This is a genomic window from Aeromonas sp. JL9 (assembly GCF_024436075.1).
Lineage (GTDB): Bacteria > Pseudomonadota > Gammaproteobacteria > Enterobacterales > Aeromonadaceae > Aeromonas > Aeromonas veronii.
Genome location: NZ_JANFNV010000049.1, coordinates 1 through 17,418, shown reverse-complemented (window position 1 = coordinate 17,418; position 17,418 = coordinate 1). Strand labels below are relative to the sequence as shown.

The following is a 17,418-nucleotide window of genomic DNA, read 5'->3' as shown; positions in this document are numbered from 1 at the left end:
GGATGACGTGAGCGCGTTAAGGATCAGGGTGTTCACGTTGGCCGGAATGGCTGTTCAACTTCGCCGGAATACGCATGAGGCCGGTGTCAGGTGATAACTAGATCTGTACACTTTGTTTATCAATGTAATCAATGTGGTGAACAGCGTGGAGGTTCATTAAAAAAGATTGAAGCATTGAAGTTGCTTAATGGTAAGCAACCAAGAGTTTTTGACCCTCGTATAGAAGAAAAACGATCAATCGAAAATAGATTGGCTTATGAGGAAATCTCTTCTCTATGGGAAGAAGAACGAAGAATTATCAATGCTATTCATGGATTCCCCAATTACCAATCAACTATTTCAGCTGAACAAAATAAACTTAAAGAGATTAATGAAAAACTAGCCAGCTTTATAGATGACATTAAAGAAGAGTTTGGAGTGGAAAATGCAATTCGAGCTTTGATTAATCAAACGGTTCTTATAAAGAAAGAAAAATATAATAAGTTACGTGAAACAACACATCGGTTTACAAGTGAACCAGAATTAAAATCTTGGTTCAATGAAAAATTAACTAGAGACTTTTACATTTACCCTGAAGTTTGTGGCGTTCATTTGTCTGAGAACGTTAATGTAAGAATCGATTATATTTTATTCCCTAAAGAGCATTTAATTAATGAGGGTTTTCAAAATTCTTATTTTGGTGTTGAAGTGAAATATTTCAACCAAGAAAATGGCTTTACTCATAAAACCAGCCGAGGACTTTGGCAAACGATAAGCTATAATGATTCCTTGTTTTTTCTAAAGAACAAGGAGATTAAATTAAAATATAGTTTAATCTTTTCAAACTTATCCTTCTCTAAGGAATTAATGCTCGTCAAAAATTACGGCCATGAGATGGAAAATGACCAGCTTGAATGGAGGGGAATGGTTCATATTGCAAATCACGCTAGAGTAGGAACTCTAGACATAAAGGGTGAGAAAGATTTTTATAACGGGTGGTCAATAAACTTTGCCGGTGGCACTTATTTTAGCTCAACCATCCATGATCATGAGACAACATATAGCAAATCCAACGAAGATATTATTAATAAGGTAAGACTTGGGAATTTCTAACTCTAACGCGCAGCGTAACGAACCGTATTTTCTTAGACAGCAGCCATATCTTATTTCAGGAATAGTTATGTATCGGTATCCCACTACCAAGTGAGATACCGATATCTCTGATTAGCCTCCCTGATAAGTATTTTTCGACAACTTTTTTTGCTATCAATCACAGCTCAACCCTTCTGAGCTAGCTCAACCGCTTCTCGCCGGTCGATAACAAAACCCTTCCCCTGATGACAAAAACCCATCGCCGATGATGGGTTTTGCGAAAAACTGCCTGCCAGCCAATTCGTCACGCCGTGTCGCGGCCTGTTTGGATAATCCGCGACACGGTTATTCCCCTTGCTTGATGGTATGCACGAACACGACAAGATTGCTCAGCGCCTCGGTATGCTCCTCACCCGCCTCTACAGCGGTGAGAAGCTGCACCTGAGTGATCTGGCCACCGAGTACAACGTCACCGTGCGCACCCTGCAGCGGGATTTCAATCAACGCCTCAGTTATCTACCGATAGAACACCGCAGCCAGCAATACTGGCTGGATCCTGGGTTCCTCAATCACAAGAGCGATGGAAAGCTGCGAAAGCTGGCCGAGCAGTTGGGCATCACCGACCTGTTCCCCCGCGCCAGTGAACATCGTCTGGGACAGTTGCTGGAAAGAAGCAACCCCAGCCTCTTCTCCATCAAGGGGTTCGATGGGCAATCCGCCGACTCACTCATTCACCAGTTACCGGTATTAGAGCAGGCGCTGACCCAGCATCTGCAATGCTGGCTCATCACCAAAGACCAGCGCAAGCAGCTGTTTAGCCCCTATCAGCTCGTCAATTACAAGGGCACCTGGCACTTGGTCGGCGTTAGCGAGGGACGCTTGCAAGCCTATCCGCTGAGCCACATCGCACTGGTTGAGCTATCGCAACAGACCTTTACCCGCGATGCGCTCATTGCGCGACAAATCGATACCTATCCGACACTCTGGCGCTCCGGCATGATCGAGGTGCTCCTCAAGGCCAGTGCCTCCATCGCCATCAACTTTCAGCATCGTCCGTTGTTGCCCGAGCAGGAGATTGTCAAAACCCTGGATGACGGTGCGCTGTTATTGAGCAGTCGTGTGCTCGATGCCAATCAAATTCTGCCCATCATCAAATCCTGGATGCCGGGACTGACCGTGATCTCGCCCGGTTTTATCCATGAGCAGATCGTCCGTGATTTACGCCATCTATTGACCCTGATGAGTCAGGCTCCGCCCTGACCCATTTGTGACAAAGATCCCAGTTTATACATCTGGCGACAGCGCCTGACATACCGCGACACCACCTGTCGCCGCTGTTTCACATTGTCGTCAACCATCCCGCAGTCGATATCCAAGGAGTCATGCATGAACACCATCAGCCTGCAAAAAGTGTCCGACAACACTCTTTGCTCCACCAGTCCCTATGAGCCACTCTTCGATCATGTCGCCGCCCATTTGCAAGCCCAGGGCGGCACGTTAAAAACCATCGAGCGCACCCAAGGCAGGCTCGAAGCCGCATGGAAATATGGCTTTAACCCATTCGGTATGCGTATCACCGTGAATTTCGCCTCTCAAGGCAATGAGACCATCCAGCTCACCCTCAATGGCTCGTTTGTCGATGCCATCGATACCTTCGGCGCCGCCAAGAAGAAAGCCCGAGCCATAACGGATGAGCTGCTGAATCCTATCGATATCGCAGCATGGCCGATTAAAGAGGTGGCAACATCCTCCCTGCCCCCCTCTACCGCGACCACTCCTCCGCAGGCACCGCTAAACGGCGCAAACGCCGTTGCGCACCGTGGCAAGCGCAAGGGGCTCACCGCTGTGTTCGCATTCTTGGGCGGCGGCATTGGTCTGCATAAGTTCTACACCGGGAACTGGGGCTGGGGGCTTATCTACCTAGCACTCTGCACCACCGGCCTCCCCCTGGTCTTGTCCGTGATCGAGTTCATCCGTGTTTTGTGCCTGACACAGGAGGAGTTTGACCGTCGCTATAACTACCGCCCCATATCCGCGTTTTCATGGGTGTGGTAAGGAGCGCCTTGTATGAACATAAAAACTGCAGTCGGTTTACTGATGCTCTGCTCGACAGGGGCTCAGGCTGGCTTGCTCAGCCTGCTGGATGTGGCAACCCTCAAGGAAAGCGAGCTGGAGATGTGCCCGAACATCTCCGTCGAGAAGATGGTCAACAGCTTTTTCGAAGACCCCGAGTGGACCGGCGGGAAAGCGGCGGATGGTCGGAAATTGGTGAATGTCAGCGGCACCATCACCTATGCCAGTCAGCCTGCACGGGCCATGGTGCAAGTCTGGATGCAAGATGATGGTTTTTCTGTGGAGGCGCTGGAGATTAACGGACGACCACAGCCAGAGGGGATGCTGGATCTGCTGCTAGAGAAAATGTGCCAGAGCGCCAGAGGCGCTGACCATACCGGGGATCCACAGCAGCAAGCCGTGGCGCTGCCGTTCACGGGAACCCGGTACTTCAACTTCGGAGGTGAAAATGGGATTCAACAATCCATCACTATCGCCCCCAATGGACGCGTCACATTGAGATCCCATGGTGCGACCACTGTCTCTGTCGATTATCAGGGCACGTATGAAAACCCACTGCTGACCCCGGCGGGTAACTACCGCGTCCATGCCGACAAGATATATGTCACCGACGAAGGCGGAGACTTCCCCGATCCATCAGAGTGCGAAGTCATCGTGTGCGAGACAGAACTGTCTGCACCTTGATGCACTGAAGCCAAAAACAACGACAAGCACGGTGAATAGAAACTCATAAATCAGAGGCTAATCAACATTTTATAGCCGTACACCGAGATAAAATTATCACGATGATAACGGACCATGCTCTGGGCGTTATCGCATACCAATAATAAACGGGAAACTAACAATGAAGAAAACCCCCTTGGCCATGATGTTGATGGCTACTTTGTCAGGCTGTGGCGGTGGTGGTAGCGACGGTGGAAACACGGATAGTCCAACCCCACCGAGTGCCTCCTTGGCGATGTCAGGAAAGGCGATTGATGGTTACATTCAAGGCGCTACCGTCTATCTCGATCTCAATTTCAACCGTCAGTGGGATGATGGTGAACCCAAGACAACCACCAATGATGCCGGTGATTATCGGTTAGAGCTGCCGGTAGACCTGCAAACCTGCGCTCAATACGCCCCCTTGGTGGTCGATGTGCCGGTAGATGCCGTGGACCAGGATCTTGGCCCGGTAACAGAAGCCTATCAGATGGTCCTTCCTCCCACCTTTGCCCCCATCACCAAGGATGATGTCTACCATGTGACGCCGCTGACCACGGTGCTCTGGAGCAGTGTAGAAAGTGAGCTGGCAGCCCAATCACAGACGACTTGCCAGACCGTCATGGCGAACCGGCAAAAGCAGGAGCAGTTGATCGCCTCGATGAAACAGGCCGTCAGCCGTGTTGTCAGTCACTACAACATCTCTGAGCAGAAGCTGTATGCGGACTTCATCGCCAGCGGTGATAGCGAGACAGCCACGCTGGCCCAGGAGATCGTGCGCGGCTTGCAGCAGTCCTTCACCGAGACAGAGGCCTTGAAACGGGAAAACCCGGACGCCACCTTTGTCTATGTCGATTACCACAAGGGGGATAGTCGCGATCACAACAATGCCTATCCGGACGCTTGGTATCGTGAAACCCAGTTGCAAGGGGCAGCCCAGAGCAGCACCGAGCTGGTGAAGGTGAGCGATGATTTCGCGCAAATTATCAAGACCATCATCTACGGTGAAGAACGCCAAGTGACAGGCAATAACTACACCTACACAACCCGCTACGACTTTGAGTCGCGCCATGGGGACAACACTCCCTATAGCTGTGACATCAAGGAAACCCTCTCGACCCGATCAAACGCCAAGACGTACACACTGGTGAATCTGGCTAAAACATCGGCAAAGAGCTTCAACGACTGTGCACCTGACGATGTGGCAGCAGCGATCACCCACCGCTACGCCTTCATCAACTACAGCAACAACGATCTGAGCTACTCGACCCAATTCATATATAACCGGCAGGCGGGCACATTCAGCTTTCTGAACGACTGGGTAGGTCTGGAAGCACAGCTATCTACCCTGAACATCGGTGAGCTCACTGCTGCTCTCGAAGCCCTCCCCTATCAGTATGACGAACCATCCCAAGATCCTGATGCGGCTAGCTGGGTCAAGAGCATGACAGCCAGTGAGAATGGCAATACCATCAAAACTAGCTACAACAGCAGCGGCCTCTATCAGAAGCAGACAACCTATGCGGACGGTACTCATAGCCTGGAATGTGGCACGGACGGCGTAAACTGGGGAACCTGTCAGTAATCCGGCACCATAGAGCAGAAAACGCAGAGGTCAGGGCCAGTCGGCACTGGCCTCTTTTTCGCACAGCTTAGCTAAAACGGAACGATCCTGACTAATGGCCGAGCCGCATCTCCTGATCCAGCTTCAATCGCCCACATGAAAAGCCATCATCCTGCGCAACACGCGTGAAATGCGCATTGCCGATTGTACGTAACCATCTGATTTATTGACGAAGAAGTAATAGGAGTAACAGCGCCATTGGGGATACACTGAATCACCCCTGTACTCTAGACATATCCCATTGACAGACTGGATGTTATGTTCCTTTGGCTGCAGTCCAGCTAAGTAAGGACAATGGCTCGGGAGTTTATTCCCTTTGTCTCAGATTCATTTTGACTCCACTTGAATCCCAGCCAACTGAGGAAACCGCAGGCCATTCCCACAGTTTTTGTTCAAATTGAACAATGTCAACTAAATTTTATTATTATAATAAAATTTGATATGCTCATGAAAAACGGAATGCATTATCAATCGTCTTGACAGGAAAGCAACAACTGATGGCAACAATTAATGATATTTGCAGAATTACTGGATTTTCCAAGGCAACCGTATCACGCGCCATTAATGAAACAGGTCCGGTTAAAGAGTCAACCCGAAAAGTGATTCATGCTGCCATGCAACAACTCAACTTTCGTCCTAATTTGGTAGCACAGGCGTTAGCAAATAAGAGTGGCAATAGTATTGGTTTGGTTGTATCGGATTTTGACGGTGCTCACTTTGGGCATTTATTAAAGAATGCAGCCTTGGTTGCAGACCAAACAAACAAGCAGTTGATTGTGACCGATGGCCATAATGAACCAGAACGAGAAAAGCAGGCTATTTATTCACTAGTAGATCGTCGCTGCAGCGTGTTGATTGTGTATACCCGGCATATGACTGAAATTGATATGTTGTCCATTCAGCAAGAAATTGGGCTGCCAATCATATTTATCGGACGCTCACTACCTTCCCATTGTGGTTATTCGATTTACTTTGATAATGAACACGCCACCAAACAAGCAGTGAGTCACCTGCTCTCCCTAGGCCACACCAGGATTGCCTATTTTGGTCCACCAGCGATCACGCCAACAGGCATTGCTCGTATGGACACATATCGGAAGATGTTATTGGAATGGGGTATTGAGTATCAAGAACACTGGTACCAATGCAGCAGCTTTAACATCGCGGAGGGCTATCGTGCGGCAAAGCAATATCTCACAAAAGGGGGTGGATGTAGTGCCCTCTTTGCCGCGAGTGACTCGATTGCATTCGGGGCGATGCAGGCATTTCGCGAGGCAGGGCTATTGCTACCTAACGACATGTCCATCGCCAGTATCGACGATGAAGAGATCTCGGCCTATCTATCGCCACCGTTGACCACTTACCGGTTCCCGCTCACTGAGATGGTTCATCATGCCATGGCGATAGCACTCAAGTTGATGGATGGGCAAGAAGTACCTTTCGAGTCTAAAGTGTTTCGGGGGGAATTAAAGATCAGGTCATCCGGGATGACTTGCATCACTTCATCGTGATTCGAATCATAACACATAAAGACCCTATTGGGTCTTTATGTGTACCTCTAACGTCTAAATGGCCTCACATGAGCCCGCTCAATCCCTCGCTTATCTATGGCCGCAGTAGACCGGAGTCTTTCGGCGCTAAAGCCAATAATACTAGGCCCTCAGGCGAACTTTTGCCTAGCTTCTGACACGTTCTAAGAATGCAGTGAACTGTTATTTCTTGTGAGTTGCAGCACAAAAATGGAACCGGTTTCTGTAACCGGTTCCATTTTCTCTTTATAGTCATCATTAAGGTGATTAAACACCACATTCTAACTTAAGTATGTTGAGGACTATGTAATGAATAAAAAAATCTATCTGTTTTGTGCCGCTGGCATGTCTACATCTTTACTAGTCAATAAAATGCGTGAGCAAGCCGCCAAACATTCTGTGCCGGTTGATATTGAAGCTTTTCCTGAATCTCAATCCAATGAAAAAGGTATCGAAGCTGACGTTATTCTACTGGGCCCTCAGGTCGGTTATATGTGTCAAGATATCTCAGCGCGTTTCCCTCATAAGCCAGTAGCGGTGATTGACACTGGTATGTATGGCAGAGTAGATGGTCTAAGCGTATTGAAAGTTGCTATAGCTGAAATTAAAAAAGCAGCCAAGCCAGCCTAACCTATAGTGCTTAGGCTTCAACAAAGCCATACCAAATTATTTTATCAATGAACCTGCCAAATATAATTAGGCGGCGTTCATTGGTGCGCGCCACCGTTTTTATTAAGGTGACAAGGTTAACTTTCATAAACTGACTTGGCTATTGGTTAACAAATTTATTTATATTTAAATGATCAGGGGCATCTATGAATTTCGACGATCTAAACCTAGACGATATAAAAGAAGACGGTTCAGAGGTTCAGCAAGTGGATCTTGAAGAGCAGGTAATGGGCATCATTATCAATTCTGGTGAAGCTCGTAGCTGTTCTTACAAAGCCTTGGCATTTGCCAAGCAAGGGGATTTTGCTCAGGCCGATGCCAAAATGGAAGAGGCTCGTCACGCAGCGAATGCCGCCCATTTGGTACAGACACAGTTGATTGAAGCTGATATGGGAGAGGGTAAGACCCCGATGACACTGATCATGGTCCATGCCCAAGATCACCTGATGACATCCATGTTAGCCCGTGAGTTGGTCAAAGAGTTGATCGATCTTCACAAGAAAATTTCCAATTAAGCGGAGCATTATCAATGAAGTTTGCACATGACTTTCTTATGGGCGCAGCCAGCGCGTCTTACCAAGTAGAAGGTGCCTGGAATGAAGATGGCAAAGGCATGACTAACTGGGATGAATTTACCAAGATCCCGGGGAAAACCTTCGAAGGCACCAATGGTGATATCGCGGTTGATCACTATCATCGCTATAAAGAAGATGTTGCCTTGATGGCTGAGATGGGTCTGGAGTCCTATCGCTTCTCCATTTCATGGGCTCGTATTTTCCCAAATGGTGATGGCGAGATTAATCCAAAAGGGATTGAGTTTTACAACAACTTAATCGACGAATGTCTGAAATATGGCATTGTGCCCTTTATCACACTTTATCACTGGGATCTGCCACTGCCCCTAGAAAAAGAGGGTGGATGGTTGAGCCAGCGTACCGTCGATGCATTCGTTAACTATGCAAGAGTGTGCTTCGAAGCCTTTGGTGATCGTGTAAAACACTTCATCACCATCAATGAGACGATTGTATTTTGTTCTCTAGGTTATATGGCTGGCGCTCACCCACCAGGAATCAAGAATGATCCGAAGAAGTACTTCCAGGCTGTTCACAATGTTTTTTATGCTCATGCCAAGGTGGTACTGCTATATAAATCCATGAATCTATATGGTGAAATTGGTATCAGTAACGTATTTAGTCCAGCGTTTGGCGTTGATGATAGTGAAGATAGCCAAAAAGCGGCATATCATGCTAATGCGTATGCGACCCATCTCTACTTCGACCCGATTTTGAAGGGTGAGTATCCTGCTTATGTCATGGATGCACTGAAAGTCAGCGGCTTCCATCCAGAGCAGACAGCAGAAGAGTTAGAAACTATCAAGTTGGCTGCTAGTTTGAATGACTTTATGGGGCTCAATTATTATCAACCGAGTCGGGTTGAATTGATCAAAGGTTCTCTAGAGCAGCGTGAAGCTACACGTGAAAACTCAACTGGTGCACCGGGAAATCCAAGTTTCGATGGTTTCTTCCGCACCGTGAAGATGGATGACAAACGTTATACCAAATGGGATTGGGAGATTTCGCCAGAGGGCTTTGTAGCTGGTTTGAACATGCTCAAAGATCGTTATGGTCAAGTCAAGATTTATATTACTGAGAATGGTCTTGGTGATGAAGATCCGATTGTGGAAGATGAAATTTGTGATGTCCCACGCATCAAATATATCAGCGAGCATTTAACTGCGCTGAAACAAGCAATCAGTGATGGTGTGAACGTCAAAGGATACTTTGCTTGGTCTGTTATTGACCTGTTGAGCTGGCTCAATGGCTATAAAAAACAGTATGGCTTTATTTATGTCGATCACAAAAATAACTATCAGCGAAAGAAAAAAATGTCTTTCCACTGGTTCAGTTCGGTGATTAAAAATCGTGGGGAAGATCTCTAATGAGTAATTTTAACCAAAAAATACAAGCCGTGATGCCCTATGTCATGGGGTTTGTTAACTCCAAGCCGGTCAAGGCAATCAAGGATGGCTTTCTTTACACCATGCCGTTGACCATTATTGGTTCGGTATTCCTGCTGCTGGCATTTATTCCTGTCCCTGGGTATGGCGAATTGATGGCCAGTATCTTTGGTGACAATTGGCAGGGGCCATTGTGGCAAGTAGTAGGTGCCACCTTTGACATTCTGGCACTCATCGGTGTGTTTGGTATCGCTTATAGCTGGGTTCAAAATGAAGGCTATCAGGGGGTTAGTGCAGGCATTTTTGCAATCGTAACCATGCTGATCCTCAACGATAACTTCATTCTGGCTGCGGATGGTGCCACCTTGGGTGGGGTGATTCCTAAAGCCTATATGGGCGGTAAGGGAATGATCGTGGCCATCTTTGTCGGCATCACTGTAGGTTGGATTTATAGCTGGTGCATGAAGAAGAACCTGACCATCAAGATGCCGGATGGCGTGCCGCAGGGGGTTGCTAATGCGTTTACCGCCCTGATCCCGGGGGCCTTGATCATCCTGACAGCCTGCTTCACCTGGATTTTCTTTAAGTTCGCGTTCGACAAGACAGTGGTCGTGGTGTTGTACGATCTGCTGCAGATACCATTGCAAGGTTTGTCTGACTCTCTGGGGGGTGTCATCGTTGTTGCCCTGCTGATTTCTTTACTGTGGTGGTGTGGTGTGCATGGCTCCGCAATTGTAATGGGGATCATGGGGCCGATCGTGACGGCGAACGCGCTGCAAAACCAAGAATTGCTCATCAAAGGAGAGCTGTTGATTGCCGGGGAAAATGCCAAGATTGTTACTAACCAGTTCATCGATCAATATGTAACGTTTGGTGGTGCAGGCCTGACCCTTGGTTTGGTTGTATGTATGTTGATGTTTGCAAAGTCCACGCAATATAAAGATTTGGGTAAAATAGCGATCATGCCAGGGTTGTTCAATATTAACGAGCCGGTGATCTTTGCTTTCCCCATCGTATTTAACCCACTGATGTTGATCCCATTCTTGTGCGCACCGATTATTTCTGTACTGATGGTTTATTTTTCCATCTCTGCAGGCCTGGTCGAGCCGTTCACTGCGATTACCGTTCCTTGGACCACTCCGATGATCATCAGTGGCTTCATTGTGGGTGGTTGGAAGGCCGCGTTGCTGCAAGTATCAGTATTCTTGATGACTATCTTTGTGTACTACCCATTTATGAAAGCGCAGGACAATATCGCCTGCAAAAATGAAGATGTGTCAAAAGAGACGTTTGAAGAAGATGATGCTTTGTCACTGCAACTGTGACGATATGATGGCAGGGTGTTGATGTTGATGTTGATGTTGATGTTGATGTTGATGTTGATGTTGAAAAATACCCTGCTATAAACAGAAACAGATATTGAATTAACAAACATCCCAACCAGTACAGATATTGATATTTTCATACCGTTCTATTCAGCTCATTTCATGGATTGAATGGCAATACTTTACCTGTTGTTTTTTATTCTCAGAAATACTAAGTAAATTAACATGGAGTTATAATGAAAAAATTTAGCTTACTATATACCGCCGCAGCTGTGGCTGCGGTAATGAGCTCCGCGTCTGTTTTTGCGAATAGCAACGATGATATTGAAGCGCTGAAACTTCGCCTTCAGGAGTTGGAAACCAAGGTCAACACCGAAACTAAATATAAAGATGACCAGCAGCCAGCAACATTGACCAGTGAGACAAAAGTGCCGGATGGACTTGTATTTTCTGGTTATGCCCGTTATGGCGCACATTATCAAAACTCTGATAAAGAGCGGGTGAGCAGCTTTGGTAGCTTGAGTGGTAATGCTACGGGTCGCTTGGGCAATGAAGGTAATGGTGGTGAGTTTCAGCTTGCCAAAGCCTTTAAAAACGACAGTGGTGCCATCTGGGATTTAGTCTTGATGCTGGATCATTGGTCTGAAGGTTCTTGGGCCGACGACGGTGGTGTCAACGTCAAGAAAATGTACGCCGGTGTGGCTAATGTTTTTGAGTCGCAACCAGACCTGTATCTGTGGGCTGGCCGAGATTTTCATCAGAGACCTCAGACCGATCTGAATGACTATTTCTGGATGACTCATGATAGCCAAGGTGCCGGTTTCAAAAATTTGACCTTAGGTGGGATCAAATTTGATTTTGCCGGTGTCGGACAAGTTAATGATGACATGGTAGAAGACAACGGTCGTTACGCGCTGACCAGTAAACTACATGGTATCAAGTTGGGTGACGTGGATCTTAGCCTTTATGCAAACTACGGCACTACATCCGAAAAATTGACTGAAGATGACAAAAAAGATCTAGCAAACTCTGCTTATCAGTTAGCAAGTGAAGCGGTATGGGCGGGCCAAAAGTTTGTTATTCGTTATTCACACAATGCGCTAAACAGTGTGTTCGATTTGGCTGACAATCAAGATGCCTTGCTGTTCAGCCTAGATGGTGCCATCCCCTTGACTGAGCGGGCAAAAATTCAATACTTGACCTCTTATCAAAAACTTGATTTAGACAAGAGTGACGAGAGCCGCAAAAACTACAGCTTTATCCTGCGCCCGACTTACCAGTGGAACGATGTACATTCTACCTGGTTAGAGGGTGGTTATAGCATCGTTGATTATGATGATATCGATGCGACTAACACCTCTTGGAAAACTACTCTATCACAAAATATCGCTATCGGTGGGGAAACCTGGTCTCGCCCGATGTTACGCTTCTACGCCACCGTCGGGAATGCAGATAATGAATATACCGGTCGTGATGACAAAGGTGTGTTGACAACATCTGATGATGACACAGTGACCTTCGGCGCCATGTTTGAAGCATGGTGGTAAAGAGATGCTCGTGTTTCATGACGGCCATAAGGCCGTCATGCTTTTCGCATTACAGGTATGCTTACCCTTTGCACCCACATATAGTAGTCGAGGTGGCGTAAATAGTGACATGCCATTGATGCCATACTGCCGTTACAATAAATCATGTTTAGGTTCCATCAAAAACTTCATGATAAACTAATCAAAAGCATATTCGTTCTCAATTAGATGGAAAAATGTAAGCGGCATCTTTATTTAAAATATGCTGCAAGAGCAGCGTGAAGGATTAACGGTATTTTTATGAATAAAAAACTCAAAGTAGTCACCATTGGTGGTGGCAGTAGCTATACTCCTGAGCTGGTTGAGGGATTCATTAAAAGGTATGCAGAACTCCCTATTGGTGAGCTCTGGTTGGTCGATATTCCTGATGGTGAAAAAAAACAGAATATAATATTTGATCTGTGCCAACGAATGATTGCCAAGTCAGGCTTGCCGATTACCCTTCATAAGACTCTCAATCGCCGTGAGGCCTTGACTGGTGCAGATTTTGTCACCACTCAATTACGAGTCGGTCTGCTCAAAGCTCGAGAAAAAGATGAGCGTATTCCATTAAGCCATGGTTTGCTTGGTCAGGAAACAAACGGCGCGGGTGGTTTATTTAAGGGGCTACGAACCATTCCGATCATTTTTGATATAATCAAGGATGTTGAAGAAATTTGCCCAGACGCATGGATTATTAACTTCACTAATCCAGCTGGGATGGTCACTGAAGCTGTCGCCCGTCATACCAATTTCCAAAAATTCATTGGGGTATGCAATGTCCCCATTGGCATGAAAATGTTTGTGCAAAAATCGCTACAGTTAACAGATGCTGATGAATTATCTCTTGAGCTGTTCGGGTTGAATCACTTCGTTTTTATAAAAGATGCTTTTGTTAATGGCGAATCCCGTTTTAATGAGCTATTTGAATATGTAATAGATGGCGCACAAAAGGAATCCGCTTCAGTAAAAAACATATTTAGCATTCCCTTTGAGGCTGATTTTTTGCGCGGATTACGGTTATTACCTTGTCCCTATCATCGTTATTACTTTAAAGAAAAAGAAATGCTAAGTATTGAGATGGGCGAGTATTACAAAGGTGAAACCAGGGCACAGGTAGTGCAACGGGTAGAAAAAGACTTGTTCAAGCTGTATCAAGACCCTAATCTAAATTATAAGCCAAAAGAACTTGAAATGCGTGGTGGGGCATATTATTCAGATGCTGCCTGTGAAGTGATCAGCGCCATTTATAATGACAGTCACAGCGAACACTATGTGATTGTCCCCCATCATGGTCAGATCAAAAACATCCCAGCTGACTGGACAGTCGAGATGACCTGCCGGGTCGGTCGTGATGGTGCTAAACCTGATCCGCGTTTTAGTCAGTTTGACGAAAAAGTACTAGGTTTAATCCATGGCATTAAAGCATTTGAAATTGCTGCAGCCAATGCAGCAGTGAGTGGTAGCCTCAATGATTTGCTGGTTGCTATGAATATCAATCCGCTGGTACATTCTGATGATGATGCAAGAAAGGTGGCAACCGAGTTGCTATTGGCACACAAAAAACATTTGCCACAATTTGCAGAGACTATTTCTGAACTGGAATAAGACTGCCAATCTCACTTAGCATTAACTGGTTGCTACGAGAATGGCAACCAGTTGTTATTTTTATAGGGGACGATCATGTCTAATTATATCTCTTTTGATATCGGCGGCACCGCCGTTAAATATGGTGTAATAGATGACACTGGAGTTATTTATGAAAAGGGTTCATTCTCGACCCCTGATAATTTCAATGGGTTACTAGATGCAATGAAGATGGTCTTGTCGACCTATCAGCATAAATATTCACCGGTTGCTATCGCGCTAAGTATTCCTGGAGCAGTTAATGAAGTTTCTGGTTTTATTGGTGGTGTTACAGCACTGAGATATATCCATGGATTTAATATTAAGGCTAAGTTCTCAGAGGTCTTAGGTTTGCCCGTTGGAATGGCCAATGATGCTAACTGTGCCGTGCTATCGGAAGGTTGGATTGGTGCAGCGAAGGACGTTAAATCATATGCCTGTGTTGTGATTGGCACCGGCGTGGGTGGTGGCGTGGTGGTCAATGATCATTTAGTGAGTGGCGCGACTCAGCATGGTGGTGAGTTTGGCTACTGGATTATGGATCCATTTAGTCGGACCAACTGGAGTGATCTTGGCTCAACACGAATCTTATTGCGCAAAGCGGCATGGGCGCTGGGAGTTGATACTATTGATGGCGAGGCTTTTTTTGCCTTGGTAGCAAATGGGAATCCATTGATGACTTCTTTACTTGATGAATTTTGTTTTATCAATGCATTGGGCATTTATAACATCAAGCATGCAATTGATCCGGATCTCATCTTGATCGGTGGTGGAATTAGCAGCCAACCTAAAGTGATTGAGGGCATTAATAATCAATTAAAAATATTATTGAGTCGTGGTGGTAACATGGAGTTTGAGGTTGTTGCATGCCAGCATAGAAATGATGCCAATCTAATTGGTGCAGTTTATAATATGCTACTCAAAGATTAGTTATTACAACCAAATTTTGAATTGACTATTTTTTTAATGCCAATTATTTAGTAGCTGAAAATTTCATTAGATTGATTTTTTTGGCATACGTAAAGATAAATCTTCACAATTGTAGTGGCATTATTTGTTGAAACAACAGCGACCTCTACCAGAAGCAAACAACTTATGCGTATGGTACTCATAGCCTGGAATGTGGCACGGACGGCATAAACTGGGGAGCCTGTCAGTAATCCGGCACCATAGAGCGGAAAACACAGAGGTCAGGGCCGGGCGGCAATGGCCTCTTTTTTGCACAGCTTAGCTAAAACGGAACGATCCTGACTAATGGCCGAGCCGCATCTCCTGATCCAGCTTCAATCGCCCATATGAAAATCCATCCTCCTGCGCAACACGCGTGACATGCGCATTACAGCCTGCACGTAACCATATGATTGATCGACGAAGAAGTAATAGGTGTAACAGCGCCATTGGGGATACATAGTGTACAGGTCCAATGCAGGAGCTGGGGACGTGATGACCTGAGGGATGATTTAGGAAGCAACGTCATGGCAACCCACCGTAGCTGCTTACCCTTCAATGCTATACCAGCACTTGCAGCGATTTGAGGATCATGGATAATCAGGAAAAATACTATTAGAAGCTGTTATTCTCACCTTAGGATTTTTTATGCAGCACAAATATCTAATTGATGATAACGACCCAGATATCGCCTATGTTCTTGAAAATCACCCTGATTATTCACCTGATCTCGTTTTTGACGTCACTGGCGATAAAGTTACGTTAAAGAAGCAGTCCATATATATTTACTCTGCGAGTAAAACTTCTCGGCTAGAACAATACTACAACTTAGAGCTACTTAGTAGATACCTGCACTACCTTCATGCCGAAAGTGTTAAAAAGACTAATGTGCAGGCAAAAACTCTCGAAAATTTAATTTCTTTTTGCTTAAGCCTTTTTGGAAAAACTGACGTAAGAGAAAGTTTAACTGGAGAAACTAAACGCTTGTACGTTGCACTATTAGATGAGTTTGAAAAGTGCGACCAAGTTTATAAATCAACAACGGATGCCTATTATTATCCTGAGCATAATGAACTCACCGAATACGCAACAAACCTTTCCACCCTGCTGATATCATTCTTAGATAGAGTAGACATTCCCTCATATATTAAAATTAAAAGTGATAAAACAAAGAGAATGAAAATAAAAGCGCACTTTGCTCGAGGACTGTTTATTGAGCATGCGATTCGTGTGCTAGCTAAGATAGATGTAAACACTTCCACTGCCTACGCAATTGATAAAGCCGGGTTTATAGGAACGGTTTTTAGCATCGCTGCTTTCCAGGTTCTGTCAGAAATCGCCTACATTGGGGATCTTGGAGACCCCAGGTCGCAGATTAAATCCCCTGATACATATGCAATTTTAAACATGAGGAACGAGCGATTCCAAGGAACAAAAATAACCAACAGTGCCGTTCGAACTATCACAAGAAACCTATACATCAAGTTAGTCATATATTATTTGGAAAGAAATTGGGATCACGTCTCCGCACTATACAGTACGCCAGGGAAGCCCTTTACATACACTATAAACAACCTATTGCTTGTTTTGATAAGCATTTGTGATGATGTTTTTGTTTATGAAGGTGCCACACCAATCGACCTCTCTTCTAGGCCGAAACTCGACAACCTTAAAACCCGGCATGAAAATAGAGTGATGCGGCGTTATCTTAATAAGATTATCGGAAAAGATGGACCACTCCTGTCTGAGCCGACAAATAATGAGAATGCTACTTAACAAAAATGGCATTTACTGAATGCATGTGATGTCAATGATGTAACCATCCCCGATGGCCTAGCATCCTCCTTTTTCTGAAGGAGGATCTATGTCCATTACTAATCTGAAGCTAACAAAACGAGCACTTGAGACCTTACCACCGCCAGCGGATGGCAAGCAGCAGGTATATCGTGATGCTGACGTAAGGCAGCTATACGTGTACCGGTACGCTCTATCTACGTCTTTCGTCTTCGACACAACCCATCGTTACAAACGGGTCTTCGAGACAATTGGCCCCTATCCGCAGATCTCCATACAAGAGGCCAGGGATGAGGTACATGCGAGGCTCCATAAACTTGCCCGCAATACGTATCCCTTGGGACAAAACAAAACCCTCCAAGAGATCTTTGAAACCGCCTACCTCGACGATCTGCAGCTGCATAAGCGCAATACGCAGTCAGAGCTGTCCAAGGTCAGAAAACACATCCTGCCGGAGTTTGTGCGTATTCCGGCGAAGTTGAACAGCCATTCCGGCCAACGTGAACACCCTGATCCTTAACGCGCTCACGTCATC

15 protein-coding genes are annotated in these 17,418 nt (G+C 45.8%); all 15 read left to right on the top strand.

Annotated elements, in window-relative coordinates:
* Nucleotides 1-90 precede the first annotated feature (90 nt).
* Nucleotides 91-1,092, top strand: coding sequence for a hypothetical protein (locus tag NOM06_RS20235; protein WP_255912952.1), 1,002 nt, complete (start codon nt 91-93; stop codon nt 1,090-1,092).
* A gap of 345 nt (nt 1,093-1,437) precedes the next feature.
* Nucleotides 1,438-2,331, top strand: coding sequence for a YafY family protein (locus tag NOM06_RS20230; protein WP_255912951.1), 894 nt, complete (start codon nt 1,438-1,440; stop codon nt 2,329-2,331).
* 126 nt (nt 2,332-2,457) lie between these two features.
* Complete coding sequence (locus tag NOM06_RS20225; RefSeq protein WP_255912950.1) at nt 2,458-3,126, top strand: TM2 domain-containing protein; 669 nt, start codon at nt 2,458-2,460, stop codon at nt 3,124-3,126.
* Between the two features lie 12 nt (nt 3,127-3,138).
* The gene (locus tag NOM06_RS20220; protein ID WP_255912949.1) at nt 3,139-3,828 is read left to right on the top strand and encodes a hypothetical protein; all 690 of its coding nucleotides are present in this window, start codon (nt 3,139-3,141) and stop codon (nt 3,826-3,828) included.
* Nucleotides 3,829-3,988: 160 nt separating this feature from the next.
* Nucleotides 3,989-5,431, top strand: coding sequence for a hypothetical protein (locus NOM06_RS20215; RefSeq protein WP_255912948.1), 1,443 nt, complete (start codon nt 3,989-3,991; stop codon nt 5,429-5,431).
* A gap of 536 nt (nt 5,432-5,967) precedes the next feature.
* Nucleotides 5,968-6,981, top strand: a complete 1,014-nt coding sequence (locus NOM06_RS20210) for a LacI family DNA-binding transcriptional regulator (RefSeq protein WP_255912947.1) — start codon at nt 5,968-5,970, stop codon at nt 6,979-6,981.
* Between the two features lie 327 nt (nt 6,982-7,308).
* The gene (locus NOM06_RS20205; protein ID WP_069529424.1) at nt 7,309-7,629 is read left to right on the top strand and encodes a PTS sugar transporter subunit IIB; all 321 of its coding nucleotides are present in this window, start codon (nt 7,309-7,311) and stop codon (nt 7,627-7,629) included.
* Between the two features lie 185 nt (nt 7,630-7,814).
* Nucleotides 7,815-8,183, top strand: a complete 369-nt coding sequence (chbA, locus tag NOM06_RS20200; RefSeq protein WP_163147468.1) for a PTS N,N'-diacetylchitobiose transporter subunit IIA — start codon at nt 7,815-7,817, stop codon at nt 8,181-8,183.
* A gap of 14 nt (nt 8,184-8,197) precedes the next feature.
* Nucleotides 8,198-9,607, top strand: a complete 1,410-nt coding sequence (locus tag NOM06_RS20195) for a glycoside hydrolase family 1 protein (protein ID WP_255912946.1) — start codon at nt 8,198-8,200, stop codon at nt 9,605-9,607.
* Nucleotides 9,607-10,950 (top strand): PTS sugar transporter subunit IIC, encoded by a 1,344-nt coding sequence (locus NOM06_RS20190; RefSeq protein ID WP_255912945.1) that lies wholly within the window; start codon nt 9,607-9,609, stop codon nt 10,948-10,950. Before NOM06_RS20195 ends, NOM06_RS20190 begins: the two co-directional genes overlap by 1 nt.
* Before the next feature lie 236 nt (nt 10,951-11,186).
* Nucleotides 11,187-12,497, top strand: coding sequence for a carbohydrate porin (locus NOM06_RS20185; RefSeq protein WP_245147403.1), 1,311 nt, complete (start codon nt 11,187-11,189; stop codon nt 12,495-12,497).
* A gap of 279 nt (nt 12,498-12,776) precedes the next feature.
* Entirely contained in the window at nt 12,777-14,123 is a 1,347-nt protein-coding gene (locus NOM06_RS20180) for a 6-phospho-beta-glucosidase (protein ID WP_224968535.1), read from the top strand.
* Between the two features lie 75 nt (nt 14,124-14,198).
* Nucleotides 14,199-15,071: an ROK family protein gene (locus tag NOM06_RS20175; RefSeq protein WP_255912944.1), complete on the top strand. Its 873-nt coding sequence runs from the start codon at nt 14,199-14,201 to the stop codon at nt 15,069-15,071.
* Nucleotides 15,072-15,737: 666 nt separating this feature from the next.
* Nucleotides 15,738-16,865: a hypothetical protein gene (locus tag NOM06_RS20170; RefSeq protein ID WP_255912943.1), complete on the top strand. Its 1,128-nt coding sequence runs from the start codon at nt 15,738-15,740 to the stop codon at nt 16,863-16,865.
* An 88-nt stretch (nt 16,866-16,953) separates the two neighbouring features.
* Nucleotides 16,954-17,403 carry an Arm DNA-binding domain-containing protein gene (locus tag NOM06_RS20165; RefSeq protein WP_255912942.1) on the top strand — a complete coding sequence of 150 codons (450 nt, stop codon included), beginning with the start codon at nt 16,954-16,956 and terminating at the stop codon, nt 17,401-17,403.
* Nucleotides 17,404-17,418: the final 15 nt, after the last annotated feature.

Bases quoted from the DNA above. Each gene is read 5' to 3' on its own strand.
- NOM06_RS20230 (WP_255912951.1), top strand. From the start codon at position 1,438: ATGCACGAACACGACAAGATTGCTCAGCGCCTCGGTATGCTCCTCACC.
- NOM06_RS20225 (WP_255912950.1), top strand. From the start codon at position 2,458: ATGAACACCATCAGCCTGCAAAAAGTGTCCGACAACACTCTTTGCTCC.
- NOM06_RS20220 (WP_255912949.1), top strand. From the start codon at position 3,139: ATGAACATAAAAACTGCAGTCGGTTTACTGATGCTCTGCTCGACAGGG.
- NOM06_RS20215 (WP_255912948.1), top strand. From the start codon at position 3,989: ATGAAGAAAACCCCCTTGGCCATGATGTTGATGGCTACTTTGTCAGGC.
- NOM06_RS20210 (WP_255912947.1), top strand. From the start codon at position 5,968: ATGGCAACAATTAATGATATTTGCAGAATTACTGGATTTTCCAAGGCA.
- NOM06_RS20205 (WP_069529424.1), top strand. From the start codon at position 7,309: ATGAATAAAAAAATCTATCTGTTTTGTGCCGCTGGCATGTCTACATCT.
- chbA (WP_163147468.1), top strand. From the start codon at position 7,815: ATGAATTTCGACGATCTAAACCTAGACGATATAAAAGAAGACGGTTCA.
- NOM06_RS20195 (WP_255912946.1), top strand. From the start codon at position 8,198: ATGAAGTTTGCACATGACTTTCTTATGGGCGCAGCCAGCGCGTCTTAC.
- NOM06_RS20190 (WP_255912945.1), top strand. From the start codon at position 9,607: ATGAGTAATTTTAACCAAAAAATACAAGCCGTGATGCCCTATGTCATG.
- NOM06_RS20185 (WP_245147403.1), top strand. From the start codon at position 11,187: ATGAAAAAATTTAGCTTACTATATACCGCCGCAGCTGTGGCTGCGGTA.
- NOM06_RS20180 (WP_224968535.1), top strand. From the start codon at position 12,777: ATGAATAAAAAACTCAAAGTAGTCACCATTGGTGGTGGCAGTAGCTAT.
- NOM06_RS20175 (WP_255912944.1), top strand. From the start codon at position 14,199: ATGTCTAATTATATCTCTTTTGATATCGGCGGCACCGCCGTTAAATAT.
- NOM06_RS20170 (WP_255912943.1), top strand. From the start codon at position 15,738: ATGCAGCACAAATATCTAATTGATGATAACGACCCAGATATCGCCTAT.
- NOM06_RS20165 (WP_255912942.1), top strand. From the start codon at position 16,954: ATGTCCATTACTAATCTGAAGCTAACAAAACGAGCACTTGAGACCTTA.